Consider the following 15,558-nt stretch of genomic DNA (forward strand, 5'->3'; position numbering starts at 1 on the left):
AAGGAACCCCCATGGATCAACATCTACCCGTCACCCTGCTCTCCGGCTTCCTCGGCGCTGGCAAGAGCACTCTGCTCAATCACGTGCTCAGGAACCGCGACCAACTTCGCGTGGCCGTGATCGTCAACGACATGAGCGAAATCAACATCGATGCCAACGAGGTCCAGCGCGACGTCAGCCTGAATCGCGCCGAGGAACGGCTGGTGGAAATGAGCAATGGCTGCATCTGTTGCACCCTGCGCGAAGACTTGCTGGAAGAAGTCAGCCGCCTGGCTCGCGAAGGGCGCTTCGACTACCTGCTGATCGAGTCCACCGGAATTTCCGAGCCACTGCCGGTGGCCGAGACCTTCACCTTCCGCGACGAACAGGGCCGGAGCCTGTCCGACCTGGCGCGCCTGGATACCCTGGTCACCGTGGTCGATGGGGTGAACTTCCTGCGTGACTACCACGCCGCGGAAAGCCTCGACAGCCGCGGCGAGTCCCTGGGGATGGACGACGAACGCACGATCAGCGACTTGCTGATCGAGCAGGTGGAGTTTGCCGACGTGCTGCTCATCAGCAAGACCGACCTGATTTCCAGCGCCGAGCGTGAGGAGCTGATTGCCATCCTGCGGCGTCTCAATCCCGAGGCGGAGGTGCTGCCGATGGTGATGGGCCAGGTCGACCTCGGGCGCATCCTCGACACCGGCCGCTTCGACTTCGACCGTGCCGCCCAGGCGCCTGGCTGGTTGAAGGAGCTACGCGGCGAGCACAGGCCGGAAACCGAGGAGTACGGCATCGCCTCCACGGCGTATCGCGCCCGGCGGCCGTTCCACCCCCAGCGCTTCTTCAGCTTCGTCAATCGCGAGTGGAGCAATGGCCGCCTGCTGCGCTCCAAAGGCTACTTCTGGCTCGCCAGCCGCTACCGCGAGGCGGGCAGCTGGTCCCAGGCCGGCGGCCTGATGCGCCACGGCCTGGCGGGCGTCTGGTGGCGCTTCGTGCCGCGCGAGCGCTGGCCGGATGACCGGGATGGCTTGAGTGCCGTTCTCCAGCACTGGATGGCGAGCGTTGGCGATTGCCGCCAGGAGCTGGTGTTCATTGGCCAGGGCATCGACTTCGAGCGCCTGTGCACGGAGCTGGATGCCTGCCTGCTGGACGACGACGAGATGGCCGGAGGTCTGGAAGCCTGGGCGCTGCTGCCTGATCCCTTCGGCCCCTGGCACGACGAGGAGGCGGCCTGATGCTGCCGCGGCAGGTGCCGGGGGACGGCTTATCTGGCGCCGGCGGCGGCCACTGTGGATAAGCAGCCCATGAAGGCCGGGGAATTATCCATAGGCCGCCACGGCCGGCGCCGGGTGAGAGCCGCCTGTTGTTGACGCTGGATTGGCTGGGACAGGCGCTTTACCAGACGGGGCTGCAGGGCAGACCTGCGGTCTGCCTGGCGAATGAATTCGCCCCTACAGGGATTGGGACGACTTGCTTTACTCCCACTTGCCCTGGCTCTGGGTCTCGCAGAAGGGTTTCAGGTAGCGCGCATCGCTGGCCACGCCGTAGTAGTGGATATCCTGGCGGTAGAGCTGGTTGCTGACCTTGGCATTGCGGCACACACCGAATGCGCCGGTCGGGCAGTTATCCACAAAGCTCACTTCCACTTTCTGTCCCTTCATCTCCGGCTTGCAGAAGCCGTCGCGAAAGAGTTGCGAAGGGATGCTACGGTTTTCCTGGCAGAGCTTCACGTCGAGGCCGTTGCCCTGGCTGTGGACAACACAGGCTTCGGCACGGACGTCGACGGACAGCAACAGCAGCACAGGCAGCAACCAGATACGCATGGGAGGTCTTCCGGGTCATGAAGGACGCGACTCTAGCACGAGGCTTTCTCGGTGGGCTGTGAAGCAGCACCATAGGGCCATGCTTACTCATATCCCTACCCATCTCATCGCCGGGCCCCTGGGCGCCGGCAAGACCAGCCTGATCCGCCAGCTGCTGGCGCAGCGGCCTGCCCATGAACGCTGGGCGGTGCTGATCAACGAATTCGGCCAGATCGGTCTGGACGCGGCACTGCTCACCAGCAGCGACGACGGCATTGCCATCGCCGAGGTGGCGGGCGGCTGCGTCTGCTGCGTCAACGGCGCGCCCTTCCAGGTCGGACTTGGCCGGCTACTGCGCAAGGCACGGCCAGACCGGCTACTGATCGAACCCTCCGGACTCGGACACCCGGTCGAGCTACTGCGACAGCTACGCGAACCCCCTTGGGAGGGCGTTCTGGCGCTACAGCCGAGCGTCATGGTGCTAGACGCGGCGGCGTTGGCTACGGGCCAGCTACTGCCAGACAGCCAGCGGGAGGCACTTTCGGGTGCTGGCCTAGTGCTACTAAATAAGGCCGAAAGCCTGGATTCGGCTACCTGTGAACAACTTGCCGCGAAACTACCCAATGTCCCCCTGCTGTGGACGACGCAAGGAAGGCTCGATATCCAGAAGCTTCCAGGCATTCATTCACATTCTGGAAAAGCTGTTGGTATCAATGAGTTACCAACAGGTGTGGATAAACCTCCCATCCTGTGGAGGAATCCGGCCGAACCCATCTGCCAGATCCAGGCAAACGACGACGGTTGGAGCATTGGTTGGCGCTGGCACCCGAGCCAGCGATTCGAGCTGATGCGCCTGCAACAGTGGCTGGCCAGCCTGCCCTGGCGCCGCGCCAAGCTGGTGCTGCAGACCAACGCCGGCTGGCTCTCCGGCAACGCCCTGGATGGCGCGCCTATCCACTGGCAGGCCAGCGAATGGCGCAAGGATTCGCGTCTGGAACTGATCTTCGCCGGGCCCCAGGACGAGGCGGCGCTGAAGGCGGGAATAGAGGCTTGCCGGCTTCCGTAGGTTGGTGCCGAGCGCAGCGAGGCCCAACAGCGGATCAGTCCCGAACGCCAGTGTTGGGCTTCGTGGGCTCAGCCCAACCTACGATTGCTCCGGGGATCGCTCTTCCTGTGGGGGCGAATTCATTGGCTATGTCTGCGTTAGCTGTTGCCAGAGATCGCCCATCGGTCCAGGAGCCTTGTAGGAGCTAGCTTGCTAGCGAAAAGGCGTCATTCGCTGGCAAGCCAGCTCCTACGGGCAATGCAGCGACTTGCAACACTTGATGCGGACACAGCGAATTCATTCGCCAAGGGAGGCGTAGCTGCCCCTGACCCCAGAAACGAAAACGGGCCCCGAAGGGCCCGTCTTGTGTCGATCCGGAGGAGGATCAGTCCATCCGCGAATGGGTGCGGGTGTCTTTCATGAACACGTACACCAGCAGCGAGCAGGCGATGCAGGCGGTGACGTACCAGTAGAAGCCGCTCTCCATGCCGATGCTCTTGAACCACAGGGCAATGTACTCGGCGGTACCACCGAAGATGGACACGGTCAGTGCATAGGGCAGGCCCACGCCCAGGGCGCGGATCTCGGTGGGGAACAGCTCGGCCTTAACCACCGCGTTGATCGAGGTGTAGCCGCTGACGATGATCAGCGCCGCCATGATCAGGAAGAACGCGCCCCACCAGGTCTCGATGCTGTGCAGGGTGCTGAGGATCGGGTAGGTGAACAGGGTGCCCAGCACGCCGAAGGCGATCAGGATCGGGCGACGGCCGATCTTGTCGGAAAGCCCGCCGACGATGGGTTGCAGCAGCATGAACAGGAACAGCGTGGCGGCCGAGATCATGGTCGAGTCGTCCTTGCTCATGCCCACGGTGTTCACCAGGTACTTCTGCATGTAGGTGGTGTACGTGTAGAAGGCCAGGGTGCCGCCCATGGTCAGGCCGACCACTGTCAGCACTTCCTTCGGATGGCGCATCAGTGTGCGCAGCAGGCTTTCCTTCGGCTTGTCCTTCTTCTGGGTGAAGGAGTCGGTCTCTTCCATGCCGCGACGCAGGAACATGGCGACTACCGCGCACAGCGCGCCGATGAAGAAGGGCACGCGCCAGCCCCAGCTTTCCAGCTGTTCGGTGGTCAGGGTCTGCTGGAGGATGATCAGCACCGCCAGGGCGATGAGCTGGCCGGAGATCAGGGTCACGTACTGGAAGCTGGAGAAGAAGCCGCGTTGCTCCTTGGTCGCCATTTCCGACAGGTAAGTGGCCGACGTGCCGTATTCACCGCCTACCGAGAGGCCCTGCAACAGGCGCGCGACCACCAGTAGGATAGGTGCGGCGACGCCAATGGTCTCGTAGCTGGGGGTCAGGGCGATGATCAGCGAGCCGAAGCACATCAGCAGCACCGAGGCCAGCAGGGCGGCCTTGCGGCCCTTGCGGTCGGCGTAGATGCCCATCAGCCAGCCGCCGATGGGGCGCATCAGGAAGCCCACGGCGAAGATCGCGGCAGTGTTGAGCAGTTGGGCGGTCATGTCGCCCTGGGGGAAGAACGCCTTGGCGAAGTACAGCGAGAAGGCCGCATAGACGTACCAGTCGTACCACTCGACCAGGTTGCCGACCGAGCCACTGAAAATCGATTTGATGCGTTGCGATGTCGTGCGGGGTTCTGCAGAGGCAGCCAGGGTGCTGGAGTTATCCATCATCTTTCCTCGACGCGTGTTGTTGTTGTGGAGGCGCTGCTCTGTGGCGGCGCGCTTGGGCACAGGGCACATAGCAGGAGCTGTGCCAGGGGAGGAAAGGCCCGGAATAGCGGGGTTTCAGTGTGGTGAAACGACGATCATGCGCGGAATCCTGCCGATGCCGGAATGGCCATGAGCAAGATTCCGCCGATTTGGGAGGGGGTACTTGTGGGGGCGATTTCAATCGCCAAGCGGACCGCAGGTTCGCCCTCTGGTTTGTCAGGGGACAGCTGCGCCGCCTTTGGCGAATGAATTCGCCCCTACAGGAAGCCGCGAGTCAGTCGTCTTCGCCGCGCAGGAACTCGCTGCGGGCCAGGCCGTGGCGGGCCATCTTCTCGTTGAGGGTGCGGCGCGGCAGGCGCAGCAGGTCCATCACTGCCTTGATGTCGCCCTGGCAGCGCGCCAAGGCCTGGCGCAGGCATTGCGCCTCATAGGCTTCCATCAGTTCGGCCAGGGAAGGTTCACCCTCGGCTCGATCCGCCTGGCCTGTGGATAAGCCCAGCACATGGCGTTCGGCGGCGTTGGCCAGCTCGCGCACGTTGCCCGGCCAGTCGTGGGCCAGCAGTTGGGCCAGCTCGGCAGGAGTCAGCGTCGGTTGCGGTCGGCCCAGGCGTTCGCTGGCCTGGCGGGCGAAATGCTCGAACAGCAGGGGAATGTCCTCGCGCCGCTCGCGCAGCGCGGGCAATTGCAGTTCGGCCACGTTCAGGCGGTAGAGCAGGTCTTCGCGGAAGCGTCCGGCGCGGACTTCGTCGCGCAGGTCCGGCTTGGTGGCCGCCACCACGCGGATATCCACAGCGATGCTCTGATTCGAGCCCAGGCGTTCCAGGCGCTGCTCCTGCAGCACCCGCAGCAGCTTCACCTGCTGCGCCAGCGGCATGCTTTCGATCTCGTCGAGGAACAGGGTGCCGCCATGGGCATGCTCGATCTTGCCGACGCGCTTGCCCTGGGCGCCGGTGAAGGCGCCGCTCTCGTGGCCGAACAGCTCGCTCTCGAAGAGGTTCTCCGGGATGGCCGCGCAGTTCAGCGCCACGAAGGGCTTGCTGGCGCGGGGGCCGAAGTCGTGCAGGCAGCGCGCGACCATTTCCTTGCCGGCACCGGTATCGCCCCGCAGCAAGATATTCACAGGGGTGGCGGCCAGGTCCAGCACCTTCCGGCGCAGTTGCACCATGGGTTTGGATACGCCCAGCAGGCGGCCGTCGAGCTGGTCCTTGAGGTCCGCCTGAACCCGCAGGCGACGGTTCTCCTGAACCAGCCGGCGTTTTTCCAGGGCGCGGCGCAGGCTTTCCAGCAGGCGCTCGGCGGTGAAGGGTTTCTCTATGAAGTCGTAGGCGCCCAGGCGCATGGCTTCCACTGCCTGGGGCACGTCGCCGTGGCCGGTGACCATCAGGAACGGCAGCTCGCGGTCCAGCGCCTGCACCGCCTGGAGCAGGGCCATGCCATCCATGCCGGGCATGCGCAGGTCGCTGATGACCACGCCGGGGAAGTCCGCGTCGAGGCGCTTCAGGCAATCTTCGGCGCTGGATTCCACCCTCACCTCGAAGCCGGAGAGCTCCAGCCACTCGCGCACCGCGTCACGGATAGCCGCTTCGTCGTCGACGAAGATCACCTGGGCTGTCATGGCTGTTCCTCTCTGGTCTTATCCACAGGCAGGCGCAGGCTGAACAGCGCACCCTCGCCCTGGCTGGCGGCGCTCAGGGTGCCGCCCAGTTCATGGACGATGGCGTAGGACACCGCCAGCCCGATTCCCAGGCCGGCACCGGCCGGCTTGGTGGTGAAGAAGGGGTCGAAGACCCGTGGCAGATCGTCTTCCGCGATGCCGCCGCCGTTGTCGGCCACTTCCAGCAGCCAGTGGTCGCTGTCCCGCCGCAGGGTTATCCACAATTGTGGATCGGCCTCGCCGGCCACCGCGTCCAGGGCATTGCGCAGCAGATTGACCAGCACCTGCTCCAGGCGAATGGCGTCGCCCGAAACCCAGGCCGGCACCGTCAGCTCCTGGCTGATCTGCACTTTCGCGTCGCGCAGGTTGGGCGCCAGCAGCTGCAGGGATTTATCCACAACGCTGCCCAGCTCCAGACACTCGCGCAGGCCGCCGGGCGTCTTGCGCGCGTAGGTCTTGAGGTGGCCGGTAAGGGCGGCCATGCGCTGCAGCAGTTCGTCATGGCGCCCCAGGGCCTTGCGCGCCTGTTCCAGCTGGCCGTTGTCGAGCATCAGGCGCAGGCTCGCCAGGTGCATCTGCAGGGCAGTGAGCGGCTGGTTGATTTCGTGGGCCAGGGCTGTGGACATCTGCCCGAGGGCGGCCAGCTTGGCGGCCTGGATCAATCCGTCCTGGGCGGTGCGCAGGGCAGCGGTGCGTTGTTCCACCAGTTGCTCCAGCTCCTCCCGGCTGCGCTGGCGGATGCGTGCCAGGCGCCAGCGCTGGTGCAGGAACAGCACCAGGAAGAACACCGCCAACCAAGCACCCCCGGCAGCCAGGCTGGCGGCGCGAGCGCTGCTGGCGGCCTCCTGCGGGGTGCGCAGCAGGTGCAGGGTCCAGCCTTCGCTCGGCAGCGGCAGGCTTTCCCAGAGGTAGTCGCGGGGGCCGTCAGGTCCTTCGACCCGGACCAAACGGCTGTCATCGCCGAAATCGATCCGGGTGTTGTGGATAAGTGGTGCCAGGGGCTGTTTGTCGTATTGCCGGGTTGCCGCCATCTCGGCGCGGCCTTCTGCGGAGATGGGCTGCAGCTCGCGGTAGCGCCATCCCGGTTGGTTGGCGATGAACACCACGCCACGGGCGTCGCTGACCAGGATGATGTCCGAACGCTGTCCCCATTCCTGCTCCAGTTCGGGGAATTCCAGCTTCACCACGATGGCGCCGATGAAGGCGTCCTCCGCGCCACGCACGGCGCTGGCGAGGAAGTAGCCGGGAATCCCGCTGGTCACACCCACCGCATAGAAGCGGCCGCTGCCCAGGCGCCGGGCTTCGGCGAAGTAGGGGCGAAAGCCGTAGTTGTGGCCGACGAAGCTGGTGGGCAGGCTCCAGTTGCTGGCGGCCACGGCCAGGCCCTCGCGATCCAGCAGTTCCAGGGTGGTGGAACCGGCGGCGCGATTCATCTGCTCCAGCTTGAGGTTGAGCATGTGCTGCGCGTCGTTATCCACAGGCCCGCTCAATGTCGTGCGTAGCTCCGGGTCCAGCGCCAGCACGGCGGGCAGGGCGCGGAAACGGTCAATCAAGGTGCGCAGGCTGCCGGCATACAGCGTCAGTTGCTCGCGGGCCTGTTCGCCTTCGTCGCGCAGGGCCTGACGCTCTGCCTTGTGGCCGGCCAGGTGCATCGCCAGGAACAGGCCGGCGAGCAGCAGCAGGATCAACAGGGCGATGCGCAGTTGGCGGGAAATCAAGGGCGGCGTCCGCGGGTCAGAGGCGGCGACGATACCACGGCCGACCTCACCCACTGCTCTGGACGGAAGTCTGCGGATACACTTCGCGCAGTTATTTCGAGGCACGTTCGATGCAATTGATCCCCTGGTCCCACTCCTCTTCCGCCGGATTCACCCTGCGCGGCTGGCAAACGCCGGCCTCCGGCAAGCCGCTCCTGCACTTTCTCCATGGCAACGGTTTCTGTGGCCGCACCTATTCGCCGATGCTGGAGGCGCTGGCCGAGGACTTCGATCTCTGGCTCTGCGACATCCAGGGCCACGGCGACAGCGACCATGGTGGCCGCTTCCTCGGTTGGAACCGCAATGCCGAGCTGGCGGTGGAAGCCTTCGAGGCCGGGCGCAGGCCGTTCGGCGAGGTCCCGCGGATGGCGGTGGGGCACAGCTTCGGTGGGGTGCTGAGCAGCCTGATCCTCGCCCGCCATCCCGAGCTGTTCAGCCGCGCTGTGTTGCTCGATCCGGTGATCTTCACGCCGACCATGGTCGGGGCCATGGCCTTCTCCGAAGTGCTCGGCCTGCACCGCCGCACCACCATGGCCAGCCGCGCGCGTGCCAGGCGCAACCACTGGGCCGACCGCGAGGCCGCGTGGAACGGCCTGCACGGGCGGGGCATCTTCAAGGGCTGGACCGAAGAGGCGCTGCGGGGCTACGTGGATCACGCTATCAAGGCTGTGGATAACGGTGTTGAGCTGAAGTGCCGGCCGAGCCGCGAAGCGGAAATCTTCAGTTCCTTCCCCAAGCGCCTGTGGCCATCCCTCGGTCGCATCGTCACGCCGACCTTGATCCTCCACGGGCAGCACAGCTATCCCTTCGTGGCCAAGTCAGTGGCACGACTGACCGCACTCAATGGCCATGTCAGTGCTCAGGTGGTCGAGGGCGGTCACTGCTTCATGCAGGAATATCCACAGGCCAGCGCCGAGCGCGTGACCGAGTTCCTGCTGCGTGGATGAATTCTGCGGCTGAAGCTGGCGGTAGGGTGGATGTCGCTTTTTACATCCACCATCGGAACCTGTTCGGAACACGAATGGCGGACCGGTGACGCGTGGTCCGGCCCGCTCAATCCACCCGTCGCTGCTCATCCGGTTTGGGATGGCTGCGGCGCCACTCGTTCATGTGGATAACCTTGCCGTCGTGCTGGGTTTCGGCCTGGAAGGGATGGGCTTCCACATCGATGCGGCCCAGGTGGTTGCCGAACATCTGGATGCTCCCCGTCAGGCGCTGCTCACCGGTCACGGTGAATTCGAAGTCATAGATGCGCGCCAGACGCCGGTTGCCCTTGCCGTCGCGGACCATCGCCAGACGGCGGAAGGCGACGTTGCCGTCCAGCAGTTCCACATCCAGCCGTGCGCAGTGCTGCTTGGCCAGCACCAGGGCGCGCTCGCGCACGCCGTGCCCGCGCCACAGCCAAGCCGCGCCGGCGGCGAACAACATCAGCAGGAAAACGTCAGCCAGGCTCAGCATGATGACTCCGGAAACTTAGTCCCAAGCTTAAACCATCCACGGTGGTTTCAGAGGGCCAGCTCAATACGGTTTCTTCCCAGCTGCTTGGCACGGTACAGGGCCGCATCGGCCACACCCTGCAGCCGGTGCAGATCGTCATTGGCGCTGACGCTGGCCAGGCCGATGCTCACGCTGACCCGCAGATTGCCATCCGCGGTGACGATCTCCAGCCCCTGCAATGCCAGGCGCAGTCGCTCCAGCAGGTGGTGGGCGGCATCTGCGTTGGTATCAGGCAGCAGGAAGATGAATTCCTCGCCGCCGTAGCGGGCGAAGAGATCGGTGCGGCGCGCCTGTCGCTGGCAGAGCTGGCTGAACTGACGCAGCACCTCGTCGCCCACCTGATGACCGTGGCGGTCGTTGATCTGCTTGAAGTGGTCCAGGTCGAGCAGCGCCAGGCACAGCGGCGAGTGCTGCCGCCGCGCTCGCTGCAGCTCCTGTTCGGCGCGTTCTTCGAAGGCGCGGCGATTGAGCGCCCCGGTCAACGGATCGGTGGTGGCCAGGTGCAGCAGCTGTTGCTCCAGCGCCTTGCGATGGCTGACGTCGCGGATCTCCACCAGGCGCTGGTGGGAGTTGTCCAGGGAGGCGATGGCCAGTTCTGCCGGGAAGCCATTGCCATCTCCCCGGCAGGCATCGATATCGTGGGGGCGGCCGTCGGCCTGCAGGAGCAGCTCGGCCAGTCGCGGCGCTTCGGCCTCGGTCACCAACCGGGCCAGAGGTTGGCCGAGCAGTTGTTCACGGCGCAGTGCGAAGAGCTGTTCGAGCATCGGGTTGGCATCGAGGATGCGTCCATCGTCCACCACCAGCATGCCGGCGTTGGCCACGCCCATGAGCCGTTCGAAGCGGTGTGCACTGGCCTCTGCCTCGCGGGCGTGTCGCTGACTGTCCTCGAGGATGCGGCGCATGGTCATCAGGGCCAGGCCGACCAGTGCGATGACCCAGAGCGGAATGCCGAAGTTGTACGGCAGCAGGTAGCTCAGCGAGCGGGTGACGTCCGGGTGCTCCACCTGCTGCAGCCAGTCGTGCACGCCGATGCCGGCGCGCAGCAGCGTCACCAGCGCGTAGCCCAGGAGAGTGAGGCCGACGAACAGCCGCGCACTGCGCAGCGCCGGTTCGCGGCGCTCGGCCAGCAACACGTAGCAGGCCTGCAAGGGCAGGGCACCGCCGATGGCGGCGTAGATGGCGATCAGCAGTTCGCTGTTGATGGCGCTGAACCAGTGCCAGCTGTTGACCAGCGCCATGGCGCCGGCGCTGGCCGGTACCGTCCAGTAGGGCGGGCGCCGGCCGAGGAAGCGGAATACGCCGAGTAGCAGGATCGCCTCGCCGGCCAGTTGGGTGGCGTTGCCCAGAACGTTGAGGACCGGGTTGCCGCTGGCCATGAAGCCCATGAACAGCAGGATGCCGAGGATCAGGGTCCAGGCGCCGGCCATCCAGAATCCGGGGCCGCGATAGGGCCGCGAGAAGTACCAGAGACCGGTGCAGGCGACGGCGCTGGCGAGCATCAGGTTGAGCCCGAGCAGCATGGGGGAGAAGTACAGGGTTTCCATCGAGGCCCTCCCGGGCCTGGTAGCCGACGGCTGGATTCTGGCACCACCGGGTGGGGCTGTCTTGTGACTGAACGGTTGGAAATCGCCGGCACCCGACCTGCGTCCTTCTGTCCCAGCGACTAGGCTTCAACCCAGGCAGGCGCATGGCTAGCATAGGCGCCCCCGGATCGACCGGTATGGAACCCTCCCTGTGACCTACGGCAGAACACGACAACGCGGCGCCTGGCTTGGCCTTCTGGCCATGCTGCTGGTGTTCGTCGGTCCGTTGGTGTCCCAGGCGCGGGACATGGGGCAGGGCGGCGTGCCCGAGTGGATGGGCGAACTGGCCTGTTCTGCCGAGCATGGCGGTCCGAGCCACCAGCCGGCGATGCCCGACCACGAGATGTCCTGGGCCAAGTGCGGCTACTGCACCCTACTGTTCAACTCCCCGGCCCTGAACTCCGCGACCCTGCACGGGTTGGACCTGGCCGGTCTTACCAGTCCGCATGCCGCGCTGGCGCCCCTGGCTGGCCACGGTGGTCGGACCGTCTTCCCCGGCGCGCTGACCCGCGCACCCCCCGTCGCGCTTTCCTGATCCACGCAACCTTTCTTTGCCGTGCGCACGCCCTGTTCAGGCGCGCGTGCGTGCGGACCACTGGTTCATCAGGGAGCACGACAATGTCGAAGAACACTGTCTCCTTTTACAACCTGGCGTGGCGCTGGCACTTCTATGCCGGGCTGTTCGTCATCCCCTTCATGATCATGCTGGCGGTCACCGGCAGCATCTATCTGTTCAAACCCCAGCTGGACAACCTGCTCTACAGCGACCTGATGTTGGTCCGCCCGGCCGGGCAGGCGCTCAGCGCCGACCAGCAGCTGGACAAAGTGCGCCAGGCGTACCCGCAGGCCGCCGTCAGCCAGTACCTGCCGCCGGTGGATGCCGAGCACAGCGCGCAGTTCGTGGTCAGCCTGGACGGGCGCAAGACCAATCTGTTCCTCGACCCCTACAGCGGCCAGGTGCTGGGCACCCAGGACGCGCAAAACAACCTCCAGGCCATTTCCCGTTCGCTTCATGGCACGCTGCTGATCGGCACGGTCGGCGACCGGCTGATCGAACTGGCCGCCGGCTGGGCCATCGTCCTGGTGGTGTCCGGCGTCTACCTCTGGTGGCCACGGGGTCAGGGTATGCGCGGCGTGTTCTGGCCGCGCCTGGCCAATCGCGGGCGGCTGTTCTGGCGGGACCTGCACGCAGTGACCGGATTCTGGGGCTCGCTGCTGCTGCTGTTCATGCTGCTCACCGGGATGACCTGGACCGGCTTCTGGGGCGAGCAATTCTCCGATGTGTGGAACCGCTTCCCCGCCGCCATGTGGAACGAGGTGCCCAAGTCCGACCAGCAGGCCCGTAGTCTGAACACCGCTGCCGACCAGACCGTGGCCTGGGCGGTGGAAAACACCCCGCTGCCGGCCTCCGATCCCCACGCCGCGCACAAGGGACATGGCGCCACCGGCATGGCCGCGCCAAGCGGGCAGGTGAGCCTGCAGCAAGTGGTGAACACCGCTGCTGAGCGCGGCGTGGTGCCCGGCTACAGCATCACCCTGCCCGCCGACGAGACCGGGGTCTACAGCATTGCCGTGTTCGCCGATGACCCGCGCAACGACGCGACCCTGCACCTGGACCAGTACAGCGGCAAGGTGCTGGCCGACATTCGCTGGCAGGACTACGGCGTGGTGGCCAAGAGTGTGGAAATGGGCGTGGTGCTGCACGAAGGCAAGTTCTTCGGTCTGGCCAATCAGTTGCTGATGTTCGGCGTCTGTCTGCTGATCCTGCTGAGCTCCCTGAGCGGCCTGGTGATGTGGTGGAAGCGCCGCCCGCAGGGCAGCCTGGGCGTACCGCCGCTGCGGCATGACCTGCCGTTGTGGAAAACCGCGGTGGTGATCATGATCGGCCTCGGCATCGCCTTCCCGCTGGTGGGGCTGTCGCTGCTGGCGATCTGGGCGCTGGACTGGGCGGTGCTGTCGCGCATCGGCGGCGGCAAGGTTGTGGCCGGCTAGACCGGTTCGGCAGGCGTGGCCCACGGGCCGCGTCCGCAACGGAGAGCAATCGGCACCTGCCGGGGGTAGGTGCCAGTCAATCGAATGAATGGAGTTCCGACATGCGCAAGACGTTGCTGGCCCTGGGGGCCCTGTTGAGCTTTTCCGGCACCCTGGCCGCCCACGACTACACCTTCGGGTCGCTGCACATCGAGCACCCCTGGGCCATGGCCGTGCCCGCGGTATCGCCCAACGGCGCCGCCTACCTGGTTATCCACAACAAGGGTACGGAGGCGGACAAGCTGCTGGGCGCCGATACCGCCCGTGCCGGCAAGACCGAGATCCACGAGCATCTGCACAAGGACGGCCTGATGAAGATGCAGAAGGTCGAAGGCGGTGTGGAGATTCCCGCTGGCGGCGAAGCGCGCTTCGAGCAGGGCGGCTACCACCTGATGATGTTCGGCCTGAAGCAGCCGCTGAACGATGGCGACAAGTTCCCCATGACCCTGCACTTCCAGAAGGCCGGCGACCTGGACGTGGAAGTCCACGTGCAGACGCAGGCTCCTGCGGCAACCGCCGAGCACCAGCACTGACGTCCGCGCGCGGGGCCGACCGGCTCCGCGCCTTCCCTGCCCAGTTATCCACAATGCCGCTCGGCGGCATTGTTTGCCGAGGCGTGGTGCCTCTTCTAGCCTGATTCCATCGCATGGAGCACCCGCCGGCAGGACGCCAGCCCCGCGCATTGCGCGGCCCCGCTTGAATCATCTGCCCTCACTGTTCCCTGACGATGCACCGCTTGGGCCAGGGCGCTGCGTGTTTCGCAGCGCTCCGCCGGCCCGTGCCTTGATGAGCAGAAAAGGAGAGGGAAGATGAACGCTACAAGGACATTCCGTGTCGCCTGGTTGCTGGTCCTGGTGCTTGCCTGCGCCGGCCCCTTGCTGGTGGCTGGCTCGGCGCAAGCAGCGAGCCCCGCGTGCAGCGCCAGCCAGGACTGGATCACCAACCCCAACCCACCCGGCGAAATCCCCGAAGGCAGCAACGCCGACTTCTGCGACTTCTACCAGTTCGCCTGGCAATGGTTCTTCCAGCTGGTCAGCCCGTCGACCAGCGATCCCAGCCTGCGCAACTTCCAGGTCAATACCAACTACCCGATCCTCCAGGCCACCGGCACCAACTCCTGCGACCCGTCCAAGCAGGCCGAGGTGATGTTCGTGCGCCGGGTGGAGCCCGCCGCTGCAAACACGCCCTTCCAGATTCCCGACCGCACCGGCCAGGCTGGTGGCGGCGACACCATCTTCGACCAGAACGGCAACGTGGTCTTCTACGAGATCCGCTTCAGCCAGAGCCTGTGCAATATCCCGCAGATCCAGAGCGCGCTGAACTACCCGAGCGGAACCACCGAGCTGAAGAGCGCGTGGCGGATCATCACCGACGCCGACAAGCCCAACTACTTCTGGATCGAAGCCAACGTGGACGGCGTACCGGGCAATGAACTGCTGGGCATGGTCGGATTCCACATGGCCATCGCCACCGCGCTGCATCCGGAGTTCATCTGGGCCACCTTCGAGCACCGCAGCAACGTGCCGGAATGCAGCAATCCCGCCACCGCCCCGGCGGGTGGCTGGTCATTCACCAGTGCCACCTGTGCTGTGGATAACCCACCTGCGGGCTGCAACATGAACCAGGCGCAGCCGAGCTCCAGCCTCACCGGCACGCCTTCGGAAATCTGCAGGGTCTACCACGACGGCACCAATGTCTCGGACCACGAGGCCTCCGACAACATCGCCGACATCGACAGCCTCAACACCCAGATCCAGGGCTTCCTCTCGGTGCTGTCCAGCGACAATCCGATGGCCGTCTGGCAGAACTACATGAATGTCGGCGCCATCTGGCAGAACGACGTCACCCAGCCGTCCTCCAACTTCTCCAACCAGCGTGGCTCGATGCGCCTGGCCAACACGGTGATGGAAACCACCTACCAGAACGTGGACCCGACCCAGTCATTCATCTCCAACTGCTTCGGTTGCCACAACTTCAATGGCAGCGGGAACAGCAACACCATTCCCTGGGCGAAGCTGAGCCACATCTTCGATGACGTGGTGCAGGGCCAGTGCACCACGCCGCAGGACGTGCAGGCCGGTCCCATCTGGAACAACGGCCAGGCCGCGCAGACCTGTCCACAAGTGTGCAGCAACAAGGGCGGCTGGAACGGCAACTGGAAGACCACCGAGCCCGGTTCCATGTCGGTCTGCGGGTGTTGCGGGGGATAAGTCGATCCTGAGGCGCCTGATCGTTTATTGATCAGGTTCTCGAAAGCCCCGTCATTCGTGGGCTGCAGCTTGGTCCTAACAGTATATCCACAGCCGGTTGCACAGATTCTGTGTGCAGCCGGCTGGGTAACTCGTTGATATTGCTCGAAAAATGTACATTCTTCTACAGGCCTCTTGCTGCCTGGCCTGCAGCCATCCATGGACAACTTATGCACAGACCAGTCCACGTAATTTGGGCACAAGCGTGGAAATCTTGATGCTGCCG

General features: G+C 65.1%; 13 protein-coding genes and 1 pseudogene. 8 read left to right on the forward strand and 6 right to left on the reverse strand.

Annotated features, from left to right (window positions below; genetic code table 11):
• Window positions 1-11 precede the first annotated feature (11 nt).
• Both zigA and E8F06_RS18180 read left to right on the forward strand, forming a co-directional pair.
• Window positions 12-1,220 (forward strand): zinc metallochaperone GTPase ZigA, encoded by a 1,209-nt coding sequence (gene zigA / locus E8F06_RS18175; RefSeq protein WP_280369784.1) that lies wholly within the window; start codon window positions 12-14, stop codon window positions 1,218-1,220.
• Between the two features lie 68 nt (window positions 1,221-1,288).
• Window positions 1,289-1,372, forward strand: a pseudogene (locus tag E8F06_RS18180) (DUF1826 domain-containing protein); the annotation flags it as partial.
• A gap of 88 nt (window positions 1,373-1,460) precedes the next feature.
• Here E8F06_RS18180 and E8F06_RS18185 read toward each other — a convergent pair.
• Window positions 1,461-1,808, reverse strand: coding sequence for an NADH:ubiquinone oxidoreductase (locus tag E8F06_RS18185; RefSeq protein ID WP_280369785.1), 348 nt, complete (start codon window positions 1,806-1,808; stop codon window positions 1,461-1,463).
• 79 nt (window positions 1,809-1,887) lie between these two features.
• On the opposite strand from E8F06_RS18185, the gene E8F06_RS18190 reads away from it, so the two are divergent.
• Window positions 1,888-2,853, forward strand: coding sequence for a CobW family GTP-binding protein (locus E8F06_RS18190; protein WP_280369787.1), 966 nt, complete (start codon window positions 1,888-1,890; stop codon window positions 2,851-2,853).
• A gap of 364 nt (window positions 2,854-3,217) precedes the next feature.
• Here the strand turns inward: E8F06_RS18190 and E8F06_RS18195 are convergent, their stop codons facing one another.
• The 3 genes from E8F06_RS18195 to E8F06_RS18205 all read right to left on the reverse strand — a co-directional run bounded on the left by E8F06_RS18195 (window position 3,218) and on the right by E8F06_RS18205 (window position 7,933).
• A complete protein-coding gene (locus E8F06_RS18195) occupies window positions 3,218-4,519 on the reverse strand; it encodes an MFS transporter (protein ID WP_280369789.1) in 1,302 nt (433 codons plus the stop codon).
• Window positions 4,520-4,835: 316 nt separating this feature from the next.
• Window positions 4,836-6,176 (reverse strand): sigma-54 dependent transcriptional regulator, encoded by a 1,341-nt coding sequence (locus tag E8F06_RS18200; protein WP_280369791.1) that lies wholly within the window; start codon window positions 6,174-6,176, stop codon window positions 4,836-4,838.
• Window positions 6,173-7,933 carry an ATP-binding protein gene (locus E8F06_RS18205; protein WP_280369793.1) on the reverse strand — a complete coding sequence of 587 codons (1,761 nt, stop codon included), beginning with the start codon at window positions 7,931-7,933 and terminating at the stop codon, window positions 6,173-6,175. Before E8F06_RS18205 ends, E8F06_RS18200 begins: the two co-directional genes overlap by 4 nt.
• A 110-nt stretch (window positions 7,934-8,043) precedes the next feature.
• Between E8F06_RS18205 and E8F06_RS18210 the strand changes: the two genes are divergently transcribed.
• Window positions 8,044-8,919, forward strand: coding sequence for an alpha/beta hydrolase (locus tag E8F06_RS18210; RefSeq protein ID WP_280369795.1), 876 nt, complete (start codon window positions 8,044-8,046; stop codon window positions 8,917-8,919).
• Window positions 8,920-9,025: 106 nt separating this feature from the next.
• On the opposite strand, the gene E8F06_RS18215 is transcribed toward E8F06_RS18210, so the two are convergent.
• Both E8F06_RS18215 and E8F06_RS18220 read right to left on the reverse strand, forming a co-directional pair.
• Window positions 9,026-9,430: a DUF3301 domain-containing protein gene (locus tag E8F06_RS18215; protein WP_280369797.1), complete on the reverse strand. Its 405-nt coding sequence runs from the start codon at window positions 9,428-9,430 to the stop codon at window positions 9,026-9,028.
• Window positions 9,431-9,477: 47 nt separating this feature from the next.
• Complete coding sequence (locus E8F06_RS18220) at window positions 9,478-11,013, reverse strand: sensor domain-containing diguanylate cyclase (protein WP_280369798.1); 1,536 nt, start codon at window positions 11,011-11,013, stop codon at window positions 9,478-9,480.
• Window positions 11,014-11,203: 190 nt separating this feature from the next.
• Between E8F06_RS18220 and E8F06_RS18225 the strand changes: the two genes are divergently transcribed.
• The 4 genes from E8F06_RS18225 (at window position 11,204) to E8F06_RS18240 (ending at window position 15,293) form a co-directional block, all read left to right on the forward strand.
• Window positions 11,204-11,587 (forward strand): DUF2946 domain-containing protein, encoded by a 384-nt coding sequence (locus E8F06_RS18225; RefSeq protein WP_280369800.1) that lies wholly within the window; start codon window positions 11,204-11,206, stop codon window positions 11,585-11,587.
• 83 nt (window positions 11,588-11,670) lie between these two features.
• Window positions 11,671-13,044, forward strand: a complete 1,374-nt coding sequence (locus E8F06_RS18230; protein ID WP_280369802.1) for a PepSY domain-containing protein — start codon at window positions 11,671-11,673, stop codon at window positions 13,042-13,044.
• Window positions 13,045-13,145: 101 nt separating this feature from the next.
• On the forward strand, window positions 13,146-13,616 hold the full coding sequence (locus E8F06_RS18235; protein WP_280369804.1) for a copper chaperone PCu(A)C: 471 nt from the start codon (window positions 13,146-13,148) through the stop codon (window positions 13,614-13,616).
• Between the two features lie 276 nt (window positions 13,617-13,892).
• A complete protein-coding gene (locus E8F06_RS18240; protein ID WP_280369805.1) occupies window positions 13,893-15,293 on the forward strand; it encodes a mannan-binding lectin in 1,401 nt (466 codons plus the stop codon).
• The last annotated feature ends 265 nt before the right edge of the window (window positions 15,294-15,558 follow it).

This window comes from Pseudomonas sp. BN411 (assembly GCF_029871235.1).
Classification (GTDB): Bacteria; Pseudomonadota; Gammaproteobacteria; order Pseudomonadales; family Pseudomonadaceae; genus Metapseudomonas.

Coding starts and splice junctions, on each gene's coding strand:
- zigA (WP_280369784.1), top strand. CDS start 12: ATGGATCAACATCTACCCGTCACCCTGCTCTCCGGCTTCCTCGGCGCT.
- E8F06_RS18185 (WP_280369785.1), bottom strand. CDS start 1,808: ATGCGTATCTGGTTGCTGCCTGTGCTGCTGTTGCTGTCCGTCGACGTC.
- E8F06_RS18190 (WP_280369787.1), top strand. CDS start 1,888: ATGCTTACTCATATCCCTACCCATCTCATCGCCGGGCCCCTGGGCGCC.
- E8F06_RS18195 (WP_280369789.1), bottom strand. CDS start 4,519: ATGGATAACTCCAGCACCCTGGCTGCCTCTGCAGAACCCCGCACGACA.
- E8F06_RS18200 (WP_280369791.1), bottom strand. CDS start 6,176: ATGACAGCCCAGGTGATCTTCGTCGACGACGAAGCGGCTATCCGTGAC.
- E8F06_RS18210 (WP_280369795.1), top strand. CDS start 8,044: ATGCAATTGATCCCCTGGTCCCACTCCTCTTCCGCCGGATTCACCCTG.
- E8F06_RS18215 (WP_280369797.1), bottom strand. CDS start 9,430: ATGCTGAGCCTGGCTGACGTTTTCCTGCTGATGTTGTTCGCCGCCGGC.
- E8F06_RS18220 (WP_280369798.1), bottom strand. CDS start 11,013: ATGGAAACCCTGTACTTCTCCCCCATGCTGCTCGGGCTCAACCTGATG.
- E8F06_RS18230 (WP_280369802.1), top strand. CDS start 11,671: ATGTCGAAGAACACTGTCTCCTTTTACAACCTGGCGTGGCGCTGGCAC.
- E8F06_RS18235 (WP_280369804.1), top strand. CDS start 13,146: ATGCGCAAGACGTTGCTGGCCCTGGGGGCCCTGTTGAGCTTTTCCGGC.
- E8F06_RS18240 (WP_280369805.1), top strand. CDS start 13,893: ATGAACGCTACAAGGACATTCCGTGTCGCCTGGTTGCTGGTCCTGGTG.